Here is a 22420-nt window from a genome sequence, read left to right as displayed (position 1 = left end):
GAGCAAAACTCCCTTATAATTTTAGTCTCTATGCATAGAGAACTTATCCATATCGTAATTCTTCAGATTATCAAGAATTCCACGATCGTCAGCCTGAGAGATCAAGGCATCACGGTTCTTCTTGGAAGCCATCTGGTCATTGAATGAACTTGGACCGCCGACACATCCGCCGTCACATGCCATGCCTTCGATGAAGTCTTCCGGAAGACGTCCAACCTTCATGAGAAGGAGGGCTTTCTTACATTCCTGAGAACCATTTGCACGACAGACTTTCGCATCGATGCAGTTGTCAGATTCTTTCAGACTTTCCAGAACAGCTGCTGTTACACCGCCGGAATTTGCAAAGCGTTTTCCGAAGGTAGAAGCGGTCTGGTTGTCGTTCGGACAGGCCTCGAGTTCAACGTCTTTTGCTTTCATGATCGCACGGATCTCGCTGTATGTAAGAACATAATCTGCATTTCCTTCGATCTGCTGATCGACAACTTCGGATTTCTTAGCAAGGCAAGGTCCGATAAATACAGTGATCGCTTCCGGATCCTGTGCTTTGATCATACGGGAAACTGCACACATCGGAGAAACAGTTGTTGAGATATTGTCAGCAAGCTGTGGGTAATGCAGGCGAACCATATTTACAAATGCAGGGCAGCAGGAAGTTACTTTTTTCTGCCCTTCTTTGTAAGCTTCAGCCCATTCTTCAGCTTCATAAGCAGCAGTCATATCTCCACCAAGTCCTACATCGTAGAAATCTACGAATCCGAGCTCTTTCATTGCTTTGCGCCAGCTTTCCATGGTAATGTCAGCACCAAACTGACCTTCTGTGGCAGGAGCAGCCATTGCGTAGATGTGTTTTCCTTCTCTTAAAGCATTGATTACCGGAACAATAAATGTTTTGGAAGCAATTGCACCGAATGGACAGCTGTGGATACATTTACCGCAGCGGATACATTTGTTTTTGTCGATTATGGAAATGCCATGCTCGTCGTAGGTGATCGCATCGACCGGACAACTGAATTTACACGGACGTTTTAAATGTGCAATGGCATTGTACGGACAGGCTTTGGCACACTGACCACATTCTTTACATTTGGATGCGTCAATGTGGGAACGGTAATGTCCCGGTTCAATTGCCCCAAACTTACAGGCATTGATACATGCCTTTCCAAGACAGTTCTGACAGTTCTCTGTTACTGTGTAGCTGGAGATCGGACAGTCTTCGCAGGCAGAAGAAATAACCTGGATGATATTGCCATCATCTTCCGGTCCCGGAGCTTTGCCTTCTGCGAGGCGGATTCTCTGGCGGATGATCTCACGCTCTTTGTAGATACAGCAGCGGAACTGCGGGGTCGGTCCCGGAATAAGCTTCAGCGGGAGGTGATCACGCTGTTCTTCAAGTTCACCTGCAAAAGCAAGCTTTGCTATTTCGAACAGTACGTCATGTTTGATTTTGATTACGTTTCCATCAGCATTCATAATTAACCCTCTCTTCTCTAATTGTTAAAAAATTCACTCTTCCTTTATTATAATTGAAACTACTATAAATGGAAAGAAGATTTCATGTTTTTAATGAGAAACATAGCGTAGAAGTTTGATGAGAAGTATGTTATGATGAATGTGCTATGTTGGGAAATATAGTGTGCCGCATATTTGGGGAAATAAGAGGCACCGGTATGAAAGAGAGGAAAGAAAATTGAAAGAGAAGAACAAAGCAAAAAACATATTGAAAGAGTATGCAACGATCACGGTAGGAATGTTTATTGTATCGGCATCAGTGTATTATCTGATGATGCCGAATTCCTTTGTTGTGGGAAGTATTTCGGGACTTGTCATGGTTCTGGCAAATTTTATTCCGCTGAAGGTTTCGACGATGACGATGATTCTAAATGTAGCACTTCTGATCATAGGGATTGTGTTTGTCGGAAAAGAATTCGGAGGTAAGACGGTCATTACATCTTTAATGCTCCCGGTTTATCTGCGTATTTTTGAAACAGTGACACCAGATGTTCCGCCGCTCACGGATGATATGTTTATCAATATGCTGTGCCATATTCTGGTGATCAGCATTGGACAGGCGATTTTGTTTAATGTCAATGCATCTTCTGGTGGGCTTGATGTTGTTGCAAAAGTTTTAAATAAATATTTGCATTTTGAAATTGGAAAGAGTCTTACGATCGCAGGATTTGTGACCGCTGCGACGTCTATCCTTGTCTACGACAGAAAGACACTGGTAGTGAGCCTTCTGGGAACTTATCTTTATGGGATTGTTCTGGATAATTTTATCGATGGTTTCAGTATCCGTAAGAGGGTGTGTATCCTGTCAAAGAAATATCCGGAGATCCAGCAGTTTGTTGTACATGAGCTGCACAGAGGGGCGACTCTTTATCCGGCAGTCGGAGGACTGGGCAATCAGGAACAGACAGAAGTGGTTACAATTCTGGAAAAGAGTGAATATGCAAAGCTTCTTGCATTTATCCATGAGACAGACCAGAGTGCGTTTGTTACGGTATCAACTGTCAGTGAGGTAATCGGAGAGTGGAATAAACATAAAAAGAACCGTTTGAGAAAAGCGGAGTAGTCGAGGAAATTTATGAGAGAAACAGTATTATTATTTAATATAAAAGATAAGAAGCGTGCGCAGGAGCTACAGATGATCTGTATGTCACTCAGGATTCGGGTGCGACTGATAAAAAAAGAAGAGTATTTTCAGACGGTTGGTGTACTTGCCGGAATGAAAGAAGCGTCAGAGACAGACAGGATTTATGCGGGTGAAGAGCTGGCAGATGAGATGATGGTATTTGCCGGAGTGACAGGCAGCCATCTGGATCAGATTTTATTTATGATGCGAAAGAAGGGTATGAAACGTATTGATTATAAAGCGGTTCTGACAGACACAAACAGTCAGTGGACTGTGCCGGAACTTTTTAAAGAACTGGAAAAGGAGCATGCGGCGATGCATCAGCTTTAATTTCACAATTCCGGTTATGTAAGCAGTGCACAGGATCTGGATGAAAATTACGTGATCGACAGTGGATTTGCAGGAGTCTTTGCAGAGTATGATGCAGCCCATAACTTGCTGGCATCTTATACGATGGACGTGGAAAAATTTATCTACAGAGTATATAAATATTCTTTTGACGGGTATTATTTTGAGTAGCGAAAGCATTTGAAGAAAGCTGTCTGTGATAGAAAATGCAGGCAGTAAAAAGGAGCTGGAACAGGCATGTTGGTTTTGCCGAAGTCAGCTCCTTTTCTTAGGTTGCTTTTCAAAAGTTTACGGGTTATAATGGTCAGAGAATGGAAAAATTAAAGGAGGTTTTTTAAAATGTCTACAATACCGGAAAGACTTGAAAAATTGCGTGCAAAAATGCAGGAAAAGGGAATAGATATTTATATTATTCCGACTGCAGATTTTCATCAGAGCGAATATGTGGGGGAGCATTTTAAAGCAAGAGAGTATATTACCGGATTTACGGGATCTGCAGGAACAGCAGTGGTTTCAAAGACAGAAGCACGCCTGTGGACAGACGGAAGATACTTTATCCAAGCGGCAAAGCAGCTAGAGGGAACAACAGTAGAACTGATGAAGATGGGACAGCCGGGCGTTCCGAAGATTGGGGAATATTTGGAAACAGCTCTGGCAGAAGGCGAAAATGTAGGATTTGATGGACGTGTTGTTTCTGTAACAGAAGGAGAAGAATACGAGAAGATCGCATCTGAGAAGAACGGAAAGGTCGTATATGCATATGATCTGATCGATGAAGTATGGGAAGACCGTCCGATTCTTTCAGAAGAGCCGGTATTTGAACTGGAACAGAAATACACAGGAGAGACTGTGGAGAGCAAGCTTGCACGTACACGTGCAGCAATGAAAGAAGCAGGTGCGACAGCACACGTTCTTACCACACTGGATGACATCTGCTGGACATTGAACATTCGTGGAAATGACGTAGAATATTTTCCGTTGGTTCTGACCTATGCAGTGATCAGAATGGACAAGGTGGATCTTTTTGTAAATGAGAAAAAATTAAGCGATGAGATCAAAGCACATCTTGCAGCAGACGGGGTTATTCTGCACCCATACAATGATATTTATGAGGACATCAAAAAGGTTGCAGCAGAAGAAGTCCTGATGGTAGATCCGGGAAGACTGAACTTTGCACTTTACAAGAACATTCCGGAGAATGTGAAGAAAGTGGAAGAGAGAAATCCGGCGATCTTATTCAAATGTGTAAAGAATCCGACAGAGGTCGAAAATATCCGTATCGCTGAGATCAAGGATAGCGTGGCTCATGTCAGATTTATGAAATGGCTGAAAGAAAATGTTGGCAAAGAGACGATCACAGAGATGAGCGCTTCTGACAAATTGGATGAGTTCCGTGCCGAGATGGGTGGATTTATCCGTCCAAGCTTCGGACCGATCTCTGCATTCGGGGAGCACAGTGCGATCGTACACTATTCTTCTTCACCGGAGACCGATGTAGAGCTTCATGAGGGAAGTTTCCTGATGACGGATACAGGAGCAGGATTCTACGAAGGATCTACTGATATCACCAGAACATATGCTTTTGGAGAAGTTTCACAGATCATGAAAGATCATTTTACACTGGTTGCGATCAGTAACCTGAACCTTGCAAGTCCGATCTTCAAGAAAGGCTGCTGCGGAATGAACTTTGATTATCTGGCAAGAAAGCCGTTTTGGGACAGAGGACTGGACTTCAATCACGGAACAGGACATGGGGTTGGATACCTTCTGAACATCCACGAGGGACCGGCAGGCTTCCGTTATACTTACAGAGCCGGTGAGTCTGATGCATTCCAGCCAGGTATGGTCATTACGGATGAACCGGGAATCTACATCGAAGGATCTCACGGTGTGCGTCTGGAAAATGAATTGCTTGTCTGTGAAGGCGAGAAGAATGAGTATGGAGAATTCCTGTATTTTGAACCGATTACTTATGTGCCATTTGACCTGGATGCGATCAATCCGGATATCATGAATGCAGAAGACAAGGAACGTCTGAATACTTATCATGCAACTGTATATGAGAAGGTGTCTCCTTATCTGAATGATGAAGAGAAAGAATGGCTGAAGAAGTATACGAGAGCGATCTAATAAATATGGTAATAGGAACACATATGTCGATTGCGAAAGGGATTGTGAAGACTGCAGAGAATGTGGTGAAGATGAATGCAGATACGATGCAGATTTTCAGCAGGAATCCGCGGGGATCGAATTATAAGGATCCGACGGTGAAGGAAGCGGAGGAGTTTCAGAGGATCAGGAGAGAGGCCGGTTTTGGAGCGATTCTGGCGCATGCACCTTATACGATGAATCTGGCGAGTGCGAAGCCGGAGGTGTATGAATTCGCCTGCACGGTGATCCGGGAAGATGTGACGCGGATGGACAGACTGGGGATTGAGAATCTGGTGTTTCATCCGGGAAGCCATACCGGAATTGGCGCAGAAGCAGGAATTCAAAATATCATTGCGGGGCTTGACCAGGCGATTACCGGAAAAGAGAATATTACGGTTCTGCTTGAGACAATGAGCGGAAAAGGGACAGAGATTGGCTGGAGATTTGAAGAGCTGAAAGCAATCCGCGACGGGGTATCACATCCGGAGCGGATCGGAATCTGTCTGGATACCTGTCATGTGTTTGCAGCAGGATATGATATTGTAAATAATCTGGATGGGGTGCTGGAAGAGTTTGACAAAGTACTTGGACTTGAGCTTTTGAGAGCGATTCATTTAAATGACAGTATGATGCCATTTGGTTCAAGAAAAGACCGGCATGCGGTGATCGGCGGCGGAGAGATCGGGATAGAGGCGCTTTTAAATGTCATGCGTCACCCGAAATTAAAAGATCTGCCGTTTTATCTGGAAACGCCACTGGATGATGCGGGGCATAAAGAAGAAATTGCAAGGCTTCGGGATCTTGCCTAGGTGGTCAGACAGATGGAAAAGAGTTGTTAAGGCGGTATCTGCAGGCTATAGATTGTACAGAAGATAAGTTTTATCACAGATACAGCGCGAGAAATCAAAACAGGAGGGTATGATTTAATATGAGTCATACCCTCCTGTTTTAAGAACAGCTTTTTTTCTATAATGCATATCGCAAAAGAACGGCGTATATACCTATGATTCCAGTGCATCCGGATCAGCAGAAAGATCGGCAGATGCAATCCGGCGAACCGGGTTGGACTTATCAATATCTTCTGCAAATTTCTGCGCTTTTAACAGCATTTCTGATATCTCTTCCTCTTCCTCAGGAACAAAGCATCTTGCACTTTCATCCGGAAACAGATGATTTTTTAATTTGAAAGCCATCAAAAAGGCTTCCAGTTCCTGATTGAGTGCATCTTTGTAAAATTCAAAATAAAAACGAATTTCAGTTTTCTCAAAATCGGTACATATGCATCCGCACTGGGTTCCGCGTGTACGGCTTGTCCGGCGGAAATATTCGGGATCTCCGGTCACCATGTAAAAAATCTGGACCAGAAGATTTTCCTCGATATCTGTCTCATATGTAAACCAGTGCTTGCTGAGCTTGTCTTTTTGTAATGCTTTTTCATCAATATCATACTTCTTCAGAAGCTTATGATACATTTTGATGGCGGCCTCTTTCTCGCCACCTTCTCCCCGTTCGGCAAGCGCTTTAATCTTCAGCAGTTTTGCTTCTAATTTGTTGTCATCCAATTTCTTAATCCCCTTATGATTATAACACTTTTTTACATACTGAATTATTATAGCACATTTGCTATATAATGGAAGTAGAAAAATGGAAGTTAGCTAAGAGTTTTTTATAGCGGTGAATGTTAAGATTTGTTTACATTTTCGGATGAACTGTTGAAATTTGCTGACAATATCGGTAAAATAAATTTATAGAAAAACAGTAATTGATAAGAAAAGGGGGATTTACTATGACAGAAGATTTGATCAAAAAATTAAAAGATGTCAAGCAGGCACTGGTCAGCAAAGATATGACCGGCGAAGAGTGGGAAGAACGTGAAGAAATTCTGGAAAAACTGGAAGACGTAACCACGTATTTAAAAGATGCCCTCGGAAAGGGAATTGAATTCTGATGAAGGTAGAAGCACTGGTATTTGATATGGACGGACTGCTCCTTGATTCGGAACGTGTTGTGCAGAGATCCTGGAATTATGCAGGAGAGAAGCTCGGATACGGACGGATCGGGGAGCATATTTATCATACGCTGGGATTCAATGTAGTCCGCAGAGAAGCATATTTTAAAAGTGTATATGGCGAAGATTTTCCGATGGATAAGTTTAATGAGCTGACACGGGAGAAGTATTACGGCATTTGTGACAAAGAAGGGATCGGCGTAAAAGAGGGAGCAAGGGAACTTCTTATCTATGCGAAGGAACACGGATACAAGGTCGGACTTGCGACGTCCTCCAGAGAGATCCACGCAAAGGCATCTCTTGAGAAAGTCGGTTTGTGGAAATATTTTGATGGCGGGGTTTTTGGCGATTCGGTGAAACATGCAAAGCCGGATCCGGAAATTTACCTCAAAGCGTGCGAGGCGATCGGCATCGAGCCGGTACATAGTATTGCGCTTGAAGATGCACCGGCAGGAATCCGCTCGGCTTCGGCTGCGGGTATGATCCCGGTGATGATCCCGGATCTTGCACAGCCGGATGAAGAAGTGAGAGGATTATGCCGGTATGTGTATCCTACACTTCTGGATGTGATTAAGATGCTTGATCGTGAAAATGCCGAAGCTGGTCGGTAAGAGACTGGATATCAGCATCGGAAAGTGCTTCGACAAGAGCGGTCTGGTATTGAAGGATCTTTGCCGGATTGTATGGAATGTCCAGGGCAAATTCACTGTAGGCACGCAGCTTCTGAAAATAAAGGGCTGCGTTTGCTTGTTCTTTTGCCTGGATGCACATTTCATACATGGCATGGCAGTCTGTAACGGCTTCGTCTGTGCATGGCTTGCAGATCCATTTTCCTATATAATAGTAATCAGTCCCGATTCGGTAGACGAATCCGGGATTTTTTTTGAATTCTTCTAATAAGTTCATTTTTTGTATTCTCCATTCTAATCTGCTTTTGTTTCCAACTGTTCCCAGTTACATGGGACTTCAAATTCCATACGTTTTCCGGTGGTCGGATGGCAGAAAGAAAGCCGGAAAGCCCGCAGTGCAATTGGGAAATATCCTCTTTTATTTACAAATTCCGGGTTATATTTGTTGTCACCCCAGAGTGGTGCGCCTACACCTGCCATCTGGACACGGATCTGGTGATGGCGTCCGGTTCCGAGATGGATCTGAACAACGGATAAGCCAGTCACTTCGGAAGTTTCCAGTATTTCATACGAAAGGACAGCTTTTTTGGCACCGGGTGTATTTTTACTGCAGATGCGGGAGGTGTTGGTGCGGCCGTCCTTTACCAGATAATCGGTCAGAGTGCCGGAGTCCGGAAGGGCTCCACATACTACAGCCTGGTAGTATTTTTCAAATTGATCGTTCTGTAACTGCTGGTTCAGATTTTTCGCAGCCGCAGGTGTGCGGGCAAAAACCAGGATGCCGGAAACCGGTTGATCCAGTCTGTGGATCACGGCAAGATAAGGTGGCTTATGTCCGGCATGATGTGAAGAATGGATGAACAGATAATTTTTCAGAATGCTCTCCATGTCCTGTGTACCGATCTTTTTTGTCTGCACGGGAACACCGGCAGGTTTGTGGCAGACCAGAATCTGGTCGTCTTCATATAGAATTTCAGGTGTTTGCAAAATAATTCCTCCCCATATGCGAAAATTTTGTTTCTTTGATTAAAACATAACGGAAAGGGCTTGTCAATTGGGTTGACAAATCCGAAAATCTCAATTAAACTCTATAGTAAATCGAAGAGATTTGACGATGAAGAGGACTAGTATATGATGAAAGTGGCACAGAGAGGCTTCTGGCTGGTGGGAGGAAGCTGCATGGAAATTATAGAACCGACCTTGGAGTTCCGCATGAAAAGTGTGGCGTATGCCTGGCGTTAACGGGTAATGAAGTGAATCGTAATACGATTAATTAGGGTGGTACCGCCGAATTTTCGGTCCCTTGTCAGGGGCATGAAGATTTGGTGTTTTTTATTTTACGGGCAAAGCATGTCTGATCTGAATCCCCTGCATCCGGCAGAGGCTGCAGAGAGCAGCATCTTCTGGTTTTATGATAACCTTATTTATAAAATCAAAAATGAAGAGAAGGAGAACTTTATCAATGGCTAAGGAAAAGAAATTTGTACAGGCGATTACCTCTCGTGATGAAGATTTCGCACAGTGGTATACCGACGTTGTAAGAGAAGCAAAGCTTTGTGATTATTCAAGTGTAAAAGGATGTCTTAATTATCTTCCAAATGGATATGCAATCTGGGAGAAGATCCAGGCAGACCTTGACAAGAGATTTAAAGAGACAGGTGTTGAAAACGTATACCTGCCAATGCTGATCCCGGAGAACCTTCTTCAGAAGGAAAGCGATCATATCGAAGGATTTGCACCGGAAGTTGCATGGGTAACAAAAGGTGGTCTTGAGACTCTTCAGGAGCCAATGTGCATCCGTCCGACATCGGAGACTCTGTTCTGCGACCTGTGGGCAAGAACCGTACAGTCTTACCGTGACCTTCCGAAAGTATGGAATCAGTGGTGTTCGGTACTTCGCTGGGAGAAGACAACCAGACCGTTCCTTCGTTCCAGAGAATTCTTATGGCAGGAAGGACACACCATTCATGCAACTTATGAAGAAGCAGAACAGAGAACACTGACCATGCTTCGTGTATATCAGGAACTGATCCGTGATTCCCTTGCAATCCCGTTCGTATCAGGTCCGAAGACAGAGAGCGAGAAGTTCGCAGGTGCACAGGACACTTACACCGTAGAAGCTCTGATGCATGACGGAAAAGCACTTCAGTCTGCAACCAGCCATTTCTTCGGAAATGCGTTCCCGGATGCATTTGACATCAAATATCTGGATAAGAACAATGAACTTCACAGCGTATATGAGACTTCATGGGGACTGTCTACACGTATCATCGGAGCCCTGATCATGGTTCATGGTGATGACAGCGGACTTGTTCTTCCACCGAGAATCGCACCGGTTCAAACAAGAGTCATTCCGATCGCACAGCACAAAGAAGGCGTTCTTGAAAAAGCAAATGAACTGACAGAGAGACTGAAAAAAGCTGGCTACAGCGTGAAGATTGACGATTCTGAGAAGAGCCCTGGATGGAAATTCAGTGAGCAGGAAATGCTTGGTATCCCGACACGTATCGAGATCGGACCAAAGGATATCGAACAGAACCAGGTTGTTGTTGTACGTCGTGATACAAGAGAAAAGATCGTTGTTTCTTTAGATGAGATCGAGACAAAACTTGGCGAGATCCTTGAAACAATCCAGAAGGATATGTATGACCGTGCAAAAGCATTCCTTGACAGCCACATTGATTTTGCTGAAACCATGGATGAAATGAATGAAAAATTCAACACCAAACGTGGATTTATCAAAGCAAAATGGTGTGGAAGCGCAGAATGTGAAGATGAGATCAAGGCAGCAACAGGTGGAGCAACCACCCGCTGTATCTGCAAAGAGGATCAGGTAAAAGACGGAGATACCTGTATTTTCTGTGGCAAACAGGCTAAACATGTTGTTTATTTTGGAAAAGCATACTAGGAGCGAATGTATATGAAAATTCAGTTACCTGAAAAGGTGAATCGAATTATAACTACATTACAAAAACATGGCTTTGAGGCATATGCAGTCGGCGGCTGCGTCCGGGATTCTTTTCTCGGACGTGTGCCGGGTGACTGGGATATCACAACATCGGCAGCGCCGGAAGAGACGAAGTCATTATTTGCCAGAACTTTTGACACCGGAATCGAGCATGGAACGATTACGGTGCTTTTAAATGGAGAAGGATTTGAAGTGACGACATACCGGATTGACGGGAAATACGAAGACAACCGGCATCCGAGTAAAGTGCAGTTTACCAGAAGTCTGTCAGAGGATCTGCTGCGCAGAGATTTTACGATCAATGCGATGGCGTACAATGAACAGGATGGACTGGTGGATCTGTTTCATGGGATGGAGGATCTGAAAAAAGGTGTGATCCGTTGTGTGGGAAATGCTGAGGCACGTTTTTCGGAGGATGCCCTGCGGATTTTGAGGGCGATCCGTTTTTCGGCGCAGCTTGGATTTGAGATTGAGAAAGAGACCAGACAGGCAATCCGAAAACTTGCACCAAATCTTTCCTATATCAGTGCAGAACGTATTCAGACAGAGCTTGTAAAGCTTCTGGTCTCCGATCATCCGGAAAAGATCCTGGATGCATATGAGCTTGGGATCACAAAGGTGATCCTCCCGGAATTCGATGCAATGATGGAAACAACACAGGAAACTTTGCATCACTGTTATAATGTAGGTGAGCATACGATCCATGCGCTGATGAATATTCCGGCAGATAAAGTGCTGCGTCTTACAATGCTGTTTCACGATACGGGGAAACCGGCACGAAAGACGGTCGATCCGGATGGGACGGCACATTTTAAAGGGCATGCATACGTCAGCGAAGAACTCACAAAGTCGATCATGCATCGCTTGAAATTCGATAATGATACGCTGCGTAAGGTGTCAAAGCTGGTGCTGTATCATGATGACCGGATGCCTGCAACGATGAAGCATGTACGCCGCGCAATGAACCGGATCAGTGCGGAACTGTTCCCGTATTATATGAAGGTACGGATGGCTGATACGTTGGCACAGAGTGATTATCAGCGTGATAAGAAGCTGGAAAATCTGGCTGGTATCGAGAAGTGCTACCAGGAGATTCTGGAGAAAAAGCAATGTGTTTCTTTAAAAGAACTAAAAGTAAACGGTCAGGATCTGATCGCGGCAGGTATTGAAAAAGGACCGAAAATTGGTCAGACACTCCAGACACTTTTACAGGAAGTGATCGAGGAACCGGAGAAAAATACACGGGAATATTTACTTGCCAGAATAAAAGAATTGGAATAATCAAAAATCATGCATGACTTAAGTCTCCCCCTGCATACATTAGAAAGACCGGTAAAACAAAGCGGCAGGGGGAAGCCATGAAAGATTATGGAATCAGTGTATTGACACAATATCAGATGGAAGTATTCGGCACCCACAAAGTAAGGGGTGCTATTTTATGCGATACAGATAAGGGGCTGCTCCTCTTGAAGGAGACGCGCATGGAGGAGAGCCGGATCTGCGCGCTTGCAAAAATATATGAGCAGTTAAATGCGAATGGATTTGAATGGGTAGATACGCCTCTGCTTAATAAAGAGGATGCTTATGTCAGTAAAGCCGAGGATGGAACAGGCTATATCTTAAAGAAATGGTTTCAGGGACGTGAGTGTGATGTCAGACGTGAAAATGAACTGATCGCCGGTGCGGAAAATCTTGCCCGGATCCATCTATGCATGCGTCTGGCTGGGGAAGAAAACGGATTTGCAGGAAGAGAAGAAAATCCGGTGATCAAGGAGTACGCAAGGCATAACAGAGAACTCAGAAAGGTTCGGGAATTTGTCTGCAGAAGAAGTGTGAAAAGCCCGTTTGAGATCGCATTTTTAAAGGGATATGACCAGATGTATTTTTGGGCAGACAGAGTGCTGAAAATACTGGAAAATATGGATCTGGACAGTGTTTTTAAAGAAGCGGAGGCAGAAAATCATATGGTCCACGGAGACTATAATTATCATAATCTTCTGGTCTGTCAGGAAGGCATGGCGGTGACTGGATTTGAACATGCACACCGGGATGTTCAGATGGAAGATCTGTATTATTTCCTGCGCAAATGTATGGAAAAGCATCATTATGATGAACGGCTTGGATATCGGATGATGAGAGCGTATGATTCGGTGAATAATCTTGGGAAAAAAGAACGGGATTACCTTGCAATCCGTCTTGCTTATCCGGAAAAATTCTGGAAGATCACCAATTCGTATTACCACTCGGGAAAGGCATGGATTCCTGCAAAAAATGTCGAAAAACTTTCACTTTCTGTCGCACAGACAGAAGAAAAAAAGCGGTTTTTGCGGAATCTGTTTGCGTTTCAGGTATAGCGTTCGGTTTTCTTAGATTTTAAGGGTTTAGACTTGACAAAGAAGGTAAAAACTTATATAACATATGTAGGGTAAGGGGCGTGTCAGACCGCATGGATACGCAGAATAAACCTAGCAAAAAGACAAAATGCCGGGGTGTTCCGGGAGTATATTTTACAGGAGGACGTAAGTCATGAACAAGACAGAATTAGTAGCTGCAGTTGCAGAACAGGCAGATATTTCAAAGAAAGATGCAGAAAAAGCATTAAAAGCATTTGTTGATGTTGTTACAGAAGAAATGAAAAAAGGTGAAAAAGTTCAGTTAGTAGGATTCGGAACTTTCGAAGTAAGCGAAAGAGCTGCAAGAGAAGGAAGAAATCCACAGACTGGAAAAACTATGAAGATCGAAGCTTGCAAGGCTCCGAAATTCAAAGCAGGAAAAGCTTTAAAAGATGCTGTTAATGCATAATTTGTAAAACATTTTTGAAAAATGGCGCAGTCTGAAAAGGGCTGCGCTTTATTCGTATTACGGGAAGGAAAAATCAAAATGAGACTTGATAAATTTTTAAAGGTGTCCCGCCTGATCAAACGGCGCACCGTTGCAAATGAAGCCTGTGATGCAGGAAGAGTCCTGATCAACGGGGCGGTGGCGAAGGCTTCCACGAAAGTAAAAAAAGGTGATATCATTGAGATCCAGTTTGGAACCAAGACTGTAAAGGCAGAGGTTCTGGATCTGCGAGATACGACTAAAAAAGAAGAGGCGGCAGATTTATTCCGTTATCTTTAAAACTCCGGAACATCAGAAAAGATGTGGTTTGAGATCATTCCGGCAGCGGATCCGAGGCATATTTACCAGATGTTATTCATACAATAACTAGAAAGACAGTATAGGAAAGGTTGGGATTTGTATGGAAGAGAGACAGCTGGTAAAACCTCAGAATCACAGGCTGGTTATCAATAACCGGAAGACAGGTACAGTAACGGGAGTGCTGGACGTTCTTTCTTTTGATTTAAATGAGATACTGCTTGAGACAGAGCAGGGAATGCTGATGGTAAAAGGTACGGACATGCATGTAAACCGGCTGAATCTTGAAAAAGGGGAGGTCGACCTGGCAGGCAATATTGACAATATTTCTTATTCGGATATCCATTCTGGAGTAAAAGCCGGAGAAAATCTGTTGTCAAAACTGTTTCGGTAGGAGGAGAAAAAATGTCTGGTATCGGAACAGAGATCAGGGTTTTCTGTTATGCAATCCTGACCGGTGTCCTGATCGTGGCAGTCTATCTGTGGATCAGGGTTTTGCGCAGACTGGTTGCTCACAGATTGTGGCTGATCAATCTGGAGGATGCCTGTTACTGGGCAGGGATTTCCGTTTATACCTTTGTGCAGATCTATCATACGAGTGATGGTGTTCTGCGGTGGTATATCGGACTGGGGATTGCGCTCGGAGCAATCTGGATGGCGCTGCTTTCAGCTGTCTTTGTAAGAGCTTACAAAAAGATTTCTACACGAATTTGTGAAAAAAGAGTAAAAAGAGTTGATAAATCTGGTTAAAAACGGTACACTGTAGAAGACTAAATGGGTTTAGTAGTAAGAAGCTATACAAGATCAACTGATAGCGAAAGGTGAATAGATTAGATGGGAAGCTTAAAGAAGAACCGGAAAAAGCGTCCGGGGAGCGGGCTTCAGAAGCACAAAAGAAGTATTGTTGCGATTACCGCAGTTATTATATTATTATGCGGCATGGTTATTGTACATGGGATGGCGCTCAAAAAGAGCAATGATGCATATAAGGTGCAGGAAGAAGAACTGCAGACACAGATCGATGCGGAAAAAGAACGCTCAGAAGAAATTAATAAACTGAAAAAATATGTAGGAACAGATGAATACATCGAGGAAGTCGCCAGAGAGAAGCTGGGACTTGTAAAGGAGAATGAGATTCTGTTCCGTGCACAGCAGTAACATAAGAAAAGCTTTGGGAAGAAAATGTCCCGAAGCTTTTTTCATTCATAGAAATTTAGAGGGTGGTGGCAAATGGAGGTTAAATACAGGGAGGAGCAAGTGATCACAAGTCCATATGTAACGCAGGCAGATAAAATGGCAGTGTCGCTTCGGCATCTAGCAGACAGGTTTCTGAAAATGGAGCCGAAAAAGCAGTGTTTTACACCCGAAGAAATGACAGAAATGTATGATCGGATTACGGAAAAGGTGTGCAGAGGATGCAGCAGGAAATCGGAGTGTCTGGAGAGAAAGAAGGCAGAACACTGGCAGCTTTTTTATGATCTTTTGTGTACGATTGAAGGATATGGTGCAGAACTGAATAAAGAGATGAAACAGCATCTTCAGAGGGAGTGTATTCAGGCACCACGGTTTTTACGAGAATCACTGGAAACTTTCCAGGAGGCAAAAAGGATTCTGGTGTGGAATAATAAGATGGTACAGAGCCGTGAGGGATGTGCGGCACAGCTGGATTCTTTTGCGGACATGCTCTGCTATGTGACGAGAGATCTGGATGCGAGTATTTTTACGGATCCGCCGCTTGCAAAAAAGGTTGCGCAGCATTTCAAAAAGGCAGGGATCCGGATGCTGAGTTCCGTTTTTTTTGTGGATGAGCATGGCAGATATGAAATTCATGTAACGGTAAAAAGTGAGAAGGGAAACTGTATCCCAACCAGAAAAGCGGCAGAGCTTTTATCAGTATGTACTAAGAGAAGGATGTGCCCGGCTCAGAACGAGAGGCAGGTTCTGGGACAGGAGTATGAAACTATTGTATGTGTGGAAGGACCGGGATATTATGTGCTGCAGGGTGTGGCAAAAATGGGAAAAAACGGACAAAAGATATCTGGTGACAGTTTTCTTATGAAGACACTTCCGGGTGGAAAAGAGGCGGCAATCTTGTCAGACGGAATGGGATCTGGTGAGAGAGCGCTACAGGAAAGCGGGATGCTGATAGAAATGCTGGAAGAGCTTCTTGGAGCAGGATTTCCTGTGGAAACTGCACTTTCCATGATCAATACGGCTCTTGTTATGGGACGGGAAGAGGTTCGCTTTTCTACGGTTGATATGAGCATTTTTGATCTCTATAATGGAAAATGTGAGTTTGTAAAAGCAGGAGCGGCAGTGACATTTCTGCGGACTAAAGACGGGGTGGAGCATATCCGTTCGGAAAGTCTTCCGCTGGGGGTAATCCAGAGACAGCAAAGTGAAAAGGAAACCAGACAGTTGGAATCCGGAGATGTGGTGGTCATGGTATCGGACGGGATCCTGGATGCGCTTCCGGCAGGAGAGCAGGAGCATTTACTGGATCTGATGATTGGGGGAAGTCCGCTGGAGAATCCGGAGGAACTGGCGAATTATATTCTGGATAAGGTGCTGGAGCTGGCGGCCGGAAAAGCAGGAGATGATATGACAGTCCTTGTGGCGGGAATCTGGAAGATGTGTTACAGTAGATAAAAGACGAGAGGAATTTACCATGTTAAAAAAAGTAGAGAACTATATCAGGCAGTGGAAGATGCTTGAAAAAGGAGATAAAGTTGTCGTTGGTCTTTCCGGAGGGGCAGATTCTGTATGCCTTTTTCTGATACTGGAAGAGCTGCGAAAAAAGATCGGATTTGAGATGCTTGCGGTACACGTGAATCACGGGATCCGTGGGGAAGAGGCAAAAGCTGATGAAGAATTTGTAAAGACACTGTGTGAGAAAAAAGAAATCCCATGCAGGAGTGTATCGGTGGATATTCCGAAAATGGCAGTGGAATACAGGATGTCAGAAGAAGAGGCGGGAAGGACTGCACGAAGGAAAATATTTGAGCAGGCAGCGGAAGAATGGGGAGGAACCAGGATCGCACTGGCACATCATCAGGATGACAATGCAGAGACATTTTTCCTGCATCTTGCCCGCGGCAGCGGACTTCGGGGGCTCGGCGGTATATATCCGGTAAACGGGATGTATATACGGCCGCTTCTTTGCGTGGGGAGAAAAGAGATTGAGGATTATCTGAAGGGACGGGAGATGCCTTACTGCATTGATGCGACAAATATGGAAGATGCATATATGCGAAATCGCATTCGTAACCATGTGATTCCGTATTTTAAAGAAAATATCAATGAAAAAACTGTGGAGCATATGAATCGGTCTATGGATCAGCTAAGGGAGATCTGGGATTATATGGAACGGCAGACGGAAAGTGCATATCAGATCTGTTCTGCCCAAAATGGAGAAAAGATCGGCATCCATGCAGAGGTATATCACAGACAGGAACGGCTAATCCGGAAAATGATTCTCCGGAAAGCATTGGCACTGGTAGCAGGACATGAAAAAGATCTGGAGCAGATTCATATAGAAAAGTTGGAGGGACTGTTTGAAAAACAGGTTGGAAAAAGACTGGATCTTCCTTATGGAGTCTGCGCATGCAGAACCTATGAAGGGATTGAACTGAAGAGGAAAAAGAAGAGTCCGGAATTGGCAGAAGAAGAGAAAAATCTGGATCTACAGCAGGTTTCGGGAAAGATAACTTACGGGAAATGGGAAATTTCCTACCGTATTTTTGGAAAAGAAGAATGCAGATGCCAGATCCCGAAAAAAACGTACACGAAATGGTTTGATTATGGTATAATAAAGCAGAGTGTCGCTGTACGCACCAGAAGGGCTGGCGATTTTATTGTAATTGATGAAAGCGGAGGAAGGCAGAAGCTGAAATCTTATTTTATCAATAAAAAAATACCAGCGGCAGAACGTGCCGGAATTCCTCTGATCGCAGAGGGAAGCGAGATTTTATGGATTGTGGGCTGCCGGCAGAGCAAGGCATACCAGGTGACAGAGCAGACAACGAAAATATTAGAAATTACGATAAATGGAGGTACTTTAAATGGCCGAGAAAGTGAAAATGTTAATTCCGGAAGAAGAAGTAAATGCTAGAATTGAAGAACTTGGAAAAAAGATCAGTGAAGAATATGCGGGAAAGCAGGTTCATCTGATCTGTGTTTTAAAGGGTGGAGTGTTCTTTATGTGTGAGCTGGCAAAAAGGATTACAGTGCCGGTAACAATGGACTTTATGAGCGTCAGCAGCTATGGTGACGGAACTCAGTCCAGTGGAATCGTTAAGATTGCAAAAGATCTGGATGAGTCTCTGGAGGGGAAAGATGTAATTGTTGTTGAGGATATCGTAGATTCAGGACGTACTCTTTATTATCTGCTTGACATCCTTCGGAAGAGAGGACCGAAGAGCATGAAGCTTTGTACACTTCTTGACAAACCGGATCGTCGTGTGCGCGACGTACATGTAGATTATGTCGGATTTAATATTCCGGATGAATTTGTGGTAGGATTCGGTCTGGACTATGCACAAAAATATAGAAACTTACCGTACATCGGAATTGTAGAGATGTAACAGGTGGAAGGAGCAGGTTTTGAATAATAATAAGACAAGAGGAATCAGTGGTCTTTCGATTCTGCTCTGTGTTCTGGTGCTGGCAGGTGTGTACTGGTTTATGAGCCAGTCGGGTGTGCAGCAGACAGCATACACGTATCAGGATTTTCAGAAAGATCTGAAAAAAGAGAAGGTAGAAAGTGTAGAGATCAAGCAGAACAAAGTCGCACCGACCGGGACATTGAAGATCCGGTTGAAGAATGATGACATCGAACAGCTTCATGTATCCGATGTCAACAGTGCAGAGGATCTGCTTGAATCTTATGACATTTCCTACAGTGTGGACAACGTCCCGCAGGATAGCTGGATGTCAACAACACTGGTTCCGATCATATTGATGGCAGGCATCATGGTATTTGTTGTGATGATGATGAATCGTCAGGGCGGATCGAATGCAAAAGCGATGAATTTCGGAAAGAGCAGGGCAAAGATGAGCACGCAGGAAGAAAACCATGTGACGTTTGCACAGGTTGCCGGACTGCAGGAAGAAAAGGAAGAGCTTGCAGAGATCGTGGATTTCCTCAAGAGTCCTGGAAAATATACGCAGGTAGGAGCCAGAATCCCGAAAGGTGTTCTTCTTGAAGGACCTCCGGGAACAGGTAAGACGCTTCTTGCAAGAGCAATTGCGGGAGAAGCAGGTGTCCCGTTCTTTACCATTTCAGGCTCTGATTTTGTGGAGATGTTTGTCGGTGTCGGAGCATCCCGTGTAAGAGATCTTTTCGAGGATGCCAAGAAAAATGCACCTTGTATTATTTTTATCGATGAGATCGATGCCGTGGCAAGACGTCGTGGAACTGGTATGGGCGGCGGACATGATGAGAGAGAGCAGACGCTGAACCAACTCCTCGTAGAGATGGATGGTTTTGGCGCGAATGAAGGAATCATCGTACTTGCAGCAACCAACCGTGTCGATATTCTTGATCCGGCGATCTTAAGACCGGGACGTTTTGACCGTAAAGTCATGGTCGGCAGACCGGATGTAAAGGGACGCCTGGAAATCCTTCAGGTTCATGCCAAGGGCAAACCGCTCGGGGATGATGTGGATCTGGAACAGGTTGCGAGAACAACGGCAGGATTTACCGGAGCTGATCTGGAAAATCTTCTGAATGAGGCTGCGATCCTTGCAGCAAAGGATGGAAGAGTGTATCTGCAACAGGAGGATATCCGCAGAGCATTTGTAAAAGTCGGAATCGGTGCAGAGAAGAAGAGTCGTGTAATTTCTGATAAAGAGAAGAAGATCACTGCATTCCATGAAGCAGGACATGCCATTTTATTCCATGTACTTCCGGATGTAGGACCGGTGTACAGCGTGTCGATCATTCCTACCGGTGTAGGGGCAGCCGGATATACGATGCCGCTTCCTGAAAAGGATGAGATGTTCAATACCAAAGGAAAGATGTTGCAGGATATTACCGTATCACTAGGTGGACGTGTGGCAGAAGAGCTGATCTTTGATGATATTACAACCGGGGCATCCCAGGATATCAAGCAGGCAACAGCATACGCCAAATCCATGGTAACGAAGTTCGGTATGTCGGAAGCACTTGGTCTTGTAAGCTATGGAGATGATAATGATGAAGTATTTATCGGAAGAGATTTTGGTCATACCTCCAGAGGTTATGGTGAACAGGTTGCCACAACGATCGACAGTGAAGTGAAGCGGATCATTGACGAATGTTATGACCGTGCAAAGACCATTATTAAAGAGCATGAAGCTGTTCTTTATAAATGTGCAGATCTGCTTCTTGAAAAAGAGAAGATTACAAGAGAAGAATTTGAAGCATTATTTGAAGAATAGAGGCTAGATTATGAAAAAAGAAGCATTGTTTTGTGATGGAACAGAGGCGTATGTGAGTCCGCCGGAACCGGAGGCAGGAGATGAACTTCAGTTGTGGTTCCGTACAGCAGCTCACGACGTAGACGAAGTCTATCTGGAAAACCGCGAACTATGCATTCCAATGAACAAAGTAATCTCAAATAAGGCATTTGACTTTTATGAAGTGAAATACAAATTAGAAGATAAACCATTCCGGTATCATTTTAAGATCAGATCAGGAAATGAGATCTGCTACTATAACAAATGGGGAGCAGAGAGCAAACTTGTGGATTATTATGATTTTAAAATCGTGCCGGGCTTTACGGCACCGGATTGGGCAAAAGGAGCGGTCATGTATCAGATTTATACAGACCGCTTCTGTAACGGCGACCCGGATAATGATGTACAGACGGGAGAGTACTTTTATATTGGAGAGCAGGTTCATCATGTAGATGACTGGTACCGGGATCCGCAGCCGATGGATGTACGGGAATTTTACGGAGGAGATATCCAGGGGATCATTGATAAACTGGATTACCTGCATGGACTTGGAGTAGAAGTTGTCTATTGTAATCCACTATTTGTATCACCATCTAATCATAAATATGACACACAGGATTACGATTATATTGATCCGCATGTCGGTAAAATTGAAGTCGATGAAGGAAGGCTTCTGGATCCGGGAGAAAATAACAATATCCATGCGGACCGTTACCGGACAAGAACTACCAGAAAAGAGAATCTGGAAGCAAGTAACCGGCTGTTCATCAAGCTGGTAGAAGAACTCCATAAGAGGGGAATGCGAATCATCATTGACGGCGTCTTCAACCATTGTGGTTCTTTCAATAAATGGCTGGACAGAGAGCTGATCTACGAGAGCGCCGATGGTTATGAAGTAGGTGCTTTTGTGTCACCGAAGAGTCCGTACCGGAATTATTTTCTATTCCATCGTACCGGGGAGAATGAATGGCCGGGAAATGGAAGCTATGACGGCTGGTGGGGACACGATACGCTGCCAAAGCTGAATTATGAAGATTCAAAAGAGCTGGAAGAGTATGTTCTTGGTATCGCAAAGAAATGGGTTTCACCGCCGTATAATGTAGACGGATGGAGACTGGATGTTGCAGCAGACCTTGGAAGAAGCAATGAGTACAATCATGAATTCTGGAAGAAATTTCGTAAGGCAGTAAAAGAAGCAAATCCACACGCACTGATCCTTGCCGAGCACTATGGAGATCCGAGTGACTGGCTACAGGGCGATGAATGGGACAGCGTTATGAATTACGATGCATTTATGGAGCCGGTCACCTGGTTCCTGACCGGGATGGAGAAGCACAGTGATGAATATCGCGGCGATCTTCTCGGAAATGCAGACAATTTTGTGAATGCTATGAAACATCATATGGCAAATATGATGACACCGTCACTTCAGACGGCGATGAATCAGTTGTCAAACCATGACCATTCCCGTTTCCTGACGCGTACCAACCACAAGGTTGGCCGTGTGGGACAGCTTGGATCGCGTGCGGCAGAAGAAGGGGTAAGCCTTGCCGTTATGCGGGAAGCAATCATCATGCAGATGACCTGGCCGGGAGCGCCGACCCTTTATTATGGAGACGAAGCAGGACTTTGTGGTTTCACGGATCCGGATAACCGGAGAACTTATCCGTGGGGAAGAGAAAAACGGGATCTGATCAATTTCTACCGTGAGATGATCCAAATCCACAGAAAGTCTCTGGCTCTCAGAAAGGGGTCAATCAAGATGCTGAAAGCAGAACCGGATCTTCTGGCCTATGGAAGATTCTGGGGGAATGAGCAGATCGTGGTTATTATCAATAATTCCGATCATCTGAAGGAAGTAAGGGTTCCGGTATGGCAAGCAGAAGTTGCCGAAGGACATAATATGGCGCGAGTGATGTATTCTTATGAAGATGGGTATATTGGAGAATTCGAAGAGTATATCGTGAAAGAGGGAAATATTTCACTGATGATGGGTAAGAAATCGGCGATCGTGCTGAAGAATAAGAAGTGGTAGAATGATATAAGTAGTACAAGCCATCCGCCGGGCGAACCTCGGAAAGTCTGGCAACTTTCCTCAGTCGCGTAGC

Annotated in this window: 24 protein-coding genes and 1 other annotated feature; of the genes, 20 read left to right on the top strand and 4 right to left on the bottom strand. The window is 44.4% G+C overall.

What is annotated here, in order from left to right; translation table 11 throughout:
• Window positions 1-21: 21 nt before the first annotated feature.
• Window positions 22-1470, bottom strand: coding sequence for a 4Fe-4S dicluster domain-containing protein (locus PG766_RS09405; protein ID WP_117557551.1), 1449 nt, complete (start codon window positions 1468-1470; stop codon window positions 22-24).
• 217 nt (window positions 1471-1687) lie between these two features.
• Here PG766_RS09405 and PG766_RS09400 point away from each other — a divergent pair, with 217 nt between their 5' ends.
• From PG766_RS09400 to PG766_RS09380, 5 genes are all read left to right on the top strand, one after another.
• Entirely contained in the window at window positions 1688-2572 is an 885-nt protein-coding gene (locus PG766_RS09400) for a YitT family protein (RefSeq protein ID WP_082424298.1), read from the top strand.
• 12 nt (window positions 2573-2584) lie between these two features.
• Window positions 2585-2962, top strand: coding sequence for a DUF3783 domain-containing protein (locus PG766_RS09395; protein ID WP_117557549.1), 378 nt, complete (start codon window positions 2585-2587; stop codon window positions 2960-2962).
• Between the two features lie 51 nt (window positions 2963-3013).
• Window positions 3014-3151, top strand: a complete 138-nt coding sequence (locus tag PG766_RS09390) for a hypothetical protein (protein WP_243002807.1) — start codon at window positions 3014-3016, stop codon at window positions 3149-3151.
• 168 nt (window positions 3152-3319) lie between these two features.
• On the top strand, window positions 3320-5110 hold the full coding sequence (locus tag PG766_RS09385; protein ID WP_117557547.1) for an aminopeptidase P family N-terminal domain-containing protein: 1791 nt from the start codon (window positions 3320-3322) through the stop codon (window positions 5108-5110).
• Complete coding sequence (locus PG766_RS09380) at window positions 5080-5940, top strand: deoxyribonuclease IV (protein WP_117557546.1); 861 nt, start codon at window positions 5080-5082, stop codon at window positions 5938-5940. Before PG766_RS09385 ends, PG766_RS09380 begins: the two co-directional genes overlap by 31 nt.
• Before the next feature lie 192 nt (window positions 5941-6132).
• On the opposite strand, the gene PG766_RS09375 is transcribed toward PG766_RS09380, so the two are convergent.
• Window positions 6133-6693 carry a hypothetical protein gene (locus PG766_RS09375; RefSeq protein ID WP_022220216.1) on the bottom strand — a complete coding sequence of 187 codons (561 nt, stop codon included), beginning with the start codon at window positions 6691-6693 and terminating at the stop codon, window positions 6133-6135.
• A gap of 224 nt (window positions 6694-6917) precedes the next feature.
• Here PG766_RS09375 and PG766_RS09370 point away from each other — a divergent pair, with 224 nt between their 5' ends.
• Together PG766_RS09370 and PG766_RS09365 are read left to right on the top strand one after the other, a co-directional pair.
• Complete coding sequence (locus PG766_RS09370) at window positions 6918-7079, top strand: hypothetical protein (RefSeq protein ID WP_008369991.1); 162 nt, start codon at window positions 6918-6920, stop codon at window positions 7077-7079.
• Window positions 7079-7750, top strand: coding sequence for an HAD family hydrolase (locus PG766_RS09365; protein WP_117557544.1), 672 nt, complete (start codon window positions 7079-7081; stop codon window positions 7748-7750). The genes PG766_RS09370 and PG766_RS09365 overlap by 1 nt, the downstream gene beginning before the upstream one ends.
• Here the strand turns inward: PG766_RS09365 and PG766_RS09360 are convergent.
• A complete protein-coding gene (locus tag PG766_RS09360; RefSeq protein ID WP_022220217.1) occupies window positions 7710-8045 on the bottom strand; it encodes a hypothetical protein in 336 nt (111 codons plus the stop codon). The two genes, PG766_RS09365 and PG766_RS09360, sit on opposite strands and share 41 nt — an antisense overlap.
• 17 nt (window positions 8046-8062) lie before the next feature.
• Entirely contained in the window at window positions 8063-8755 is a 693-nt protein-coding gene (locus tag PG766_RS09355; RefSeq protein ID WP_207733896.1) for an RluA family pseudouridine synthase, read from the bottom strand.
• A gap of 118 nt (window positions 8756-8873) precedes the next feature.
• Window positions 8874-9075: a binding site (T-box leader), on the top strand.
• A gap of 155 nt (window positions 9076-9230) precedes the next feature.
• Here PG766_RS09355 and proS point away from each other — a divergent pair.
• The 13 genes from proS (at window position 9231) to PG766_RS09290 (ending at window position 22347) form a co-directional block, all read left to right on the top strand.
• On the top strand, window positions 9231-10676 hold the full coding sequence (gene proS, locus PG766_RS09350; RefSeq protein ID WP_008370004.1) for a proline--tRNA ligase: 1446 nt from the start codon (window positions 9231-9233) through the stop codon (window positions 10674-10676).
• 12 nt (window positions 10677-10688) lie between these two features.
• On the top strand, window positions 10689-12017 hold the full coding sequence (locus tag PG766_RS09345; protein WP_117557540.1) for a CCA tRNA nucleotidyltransferase: 1329 nt from the start codon (window positions 10689-10691) through the stop codon (window positions 12015-12017).
• A 77-nt stretch (window positions 12018-12094) separates the two neighbouring features.
• A complete protein-coding gene (locus tag PG766_RS09340) occupies window positions 12095-13090 on the top strand; it encodes a CotS family spore coat protein (protein WP_117557538.1) in 996 nt (331 codons plus the stop codon).
• A 172-nt stretch (window positions 13091-13262) separates the two neighbouring features.
• Entirely contained in the window at window positions 13263-13538 is a 276-nt protein-coding gene (locus tag PG766_RS09335; RefSeq protein ID WP_117557536.1) for an HU family DNA-binding protein, read from the top strand.
• A 78-nt stretch (window positions 13539-13616) separates the two neighbouring features.
• Window positions 13617-13856, top strand: a complete 240-nt coding sequence (locus PG766_RS09330; RefSeq protein WP_022220222.1) for an RNA-binding S4 domain-containing protein — start codon at window positions 13617-13619, stop codon at window positions 13854-13856.
• 121 nt (window positions 13857-13977) lie between these two features.
• The gene (gene yabP, locus PG766_RS09325; protein WP_117557534.1) at window positions 13978-14268 is read left to right on the top strand and encodes a sporulation protein YabP; all 291 of its coding nucleotides are present in this window, start codon (window positions 13978-13980) and stop codon (window positions 14266-14268) included.
• 11 nt (window positions 14269-14279) lie between these two features.
• On the top strand, window positions 14280-14624 hold the full coding sequence (yabQ, locus tag PG766_RS09320) for a spore cortex biosynthesis protein YabQ (protein ID WP_117557532.1): 345 nt from the start codon (window positions 14280-14282) through the stop codon (window positions 14622-14624).
• Window positions 14625-14708: 84 nt separating this feature from the next.
• Window positions 14709-15032, top strand: a complete 324-nt coding sequence (locus tag PG766_RS09315; RefSeq protein WP_008370019.1) for an FtsB family cell division protein — start codon at window positions 14709-14711, stop codon at window positions 15030-15032.
• Window positions 15033-15104: 72 nt separating this feature from the next.
• Window positions 15105-16523 carry a SpoIIE family protein phosphatase gene (locus PG766_RS09310; protein WP_117557530.1) on the top strand — a complete coding sequence of 473 codons (1419 nt, stop codon included), beginning with the start codon at window positions 15105-15107 and terminating at the stop codon, window positions 16521-16523.
• 19 nt (window positions 16524-16542) lie between these two features.
• On the top strand, window positions 16543-17985 hold the full coding sequence (gene tilS / locus PG766_RS09305) for a tRNA lysidine(34) synthetase TilS (protein ID WP_117557528.1): 1443 nt from the start codon (window positions 16543-16545) through the stop codon (window positions 17983-17985).
• Window positions 17936-18457 (top strand): hypoxanthine phosphoribosyltransferase, encoded by a 522-nt coding sequence (gene hpt / locus PG766_RS09300; protein ID WP_117557526.1) that lies wholly within the window; start codon window positions 17936-17938, stop codon window positions 18455-18457. Before tilS ends, hpt begins: the two co-directional genes overlap by 50 nt.
• A gap of 19 nt (window positions 18458-18476) precedes the next feature.
• On the top strand, window positions 18477-20294 hold the full coding sequence (ftsH, locus tag PG766_RS09295) for an ATP-dependent zinc metalloprotease FtsH (protein WP_117557524.1): 1818 nt from the start codon (window positions 18477-18479) through the stop codon (window positions 20292-20294).
• A gap of 10 nt (window positions 20295-20304) precedes the next feature.
• Window positions 20305-22347 carry a glycoside hydrolase family 13 protein gene (locus tag PG766_RS09290; protein ID WP_117557522.1) on the top strand — a complete coding sequence of 681 codons (2043 nt, stop codon included), beginning with the start codon at window positions 20305-20307 and terminating at the stop codon, window positions 22345-22347.
• Window positions 22348-22420: the final 73 nt, after the last annotated feature.

Origin of the sequence: Coprococcus sp. LG101-27, assembly GCF_027695515.1 — a bacterium.
In the GTDB taxonomy this organism is placed as follows: domain Bacteria; phylum Bacillota; class Clostridia; order Lachnospirales; family Lachnospiraceae; genus Allocoprococcus; species Allocoprococcus comes.
This window is presented reverse-complemented; position numbering and strand designations above follow the sequence as displayed.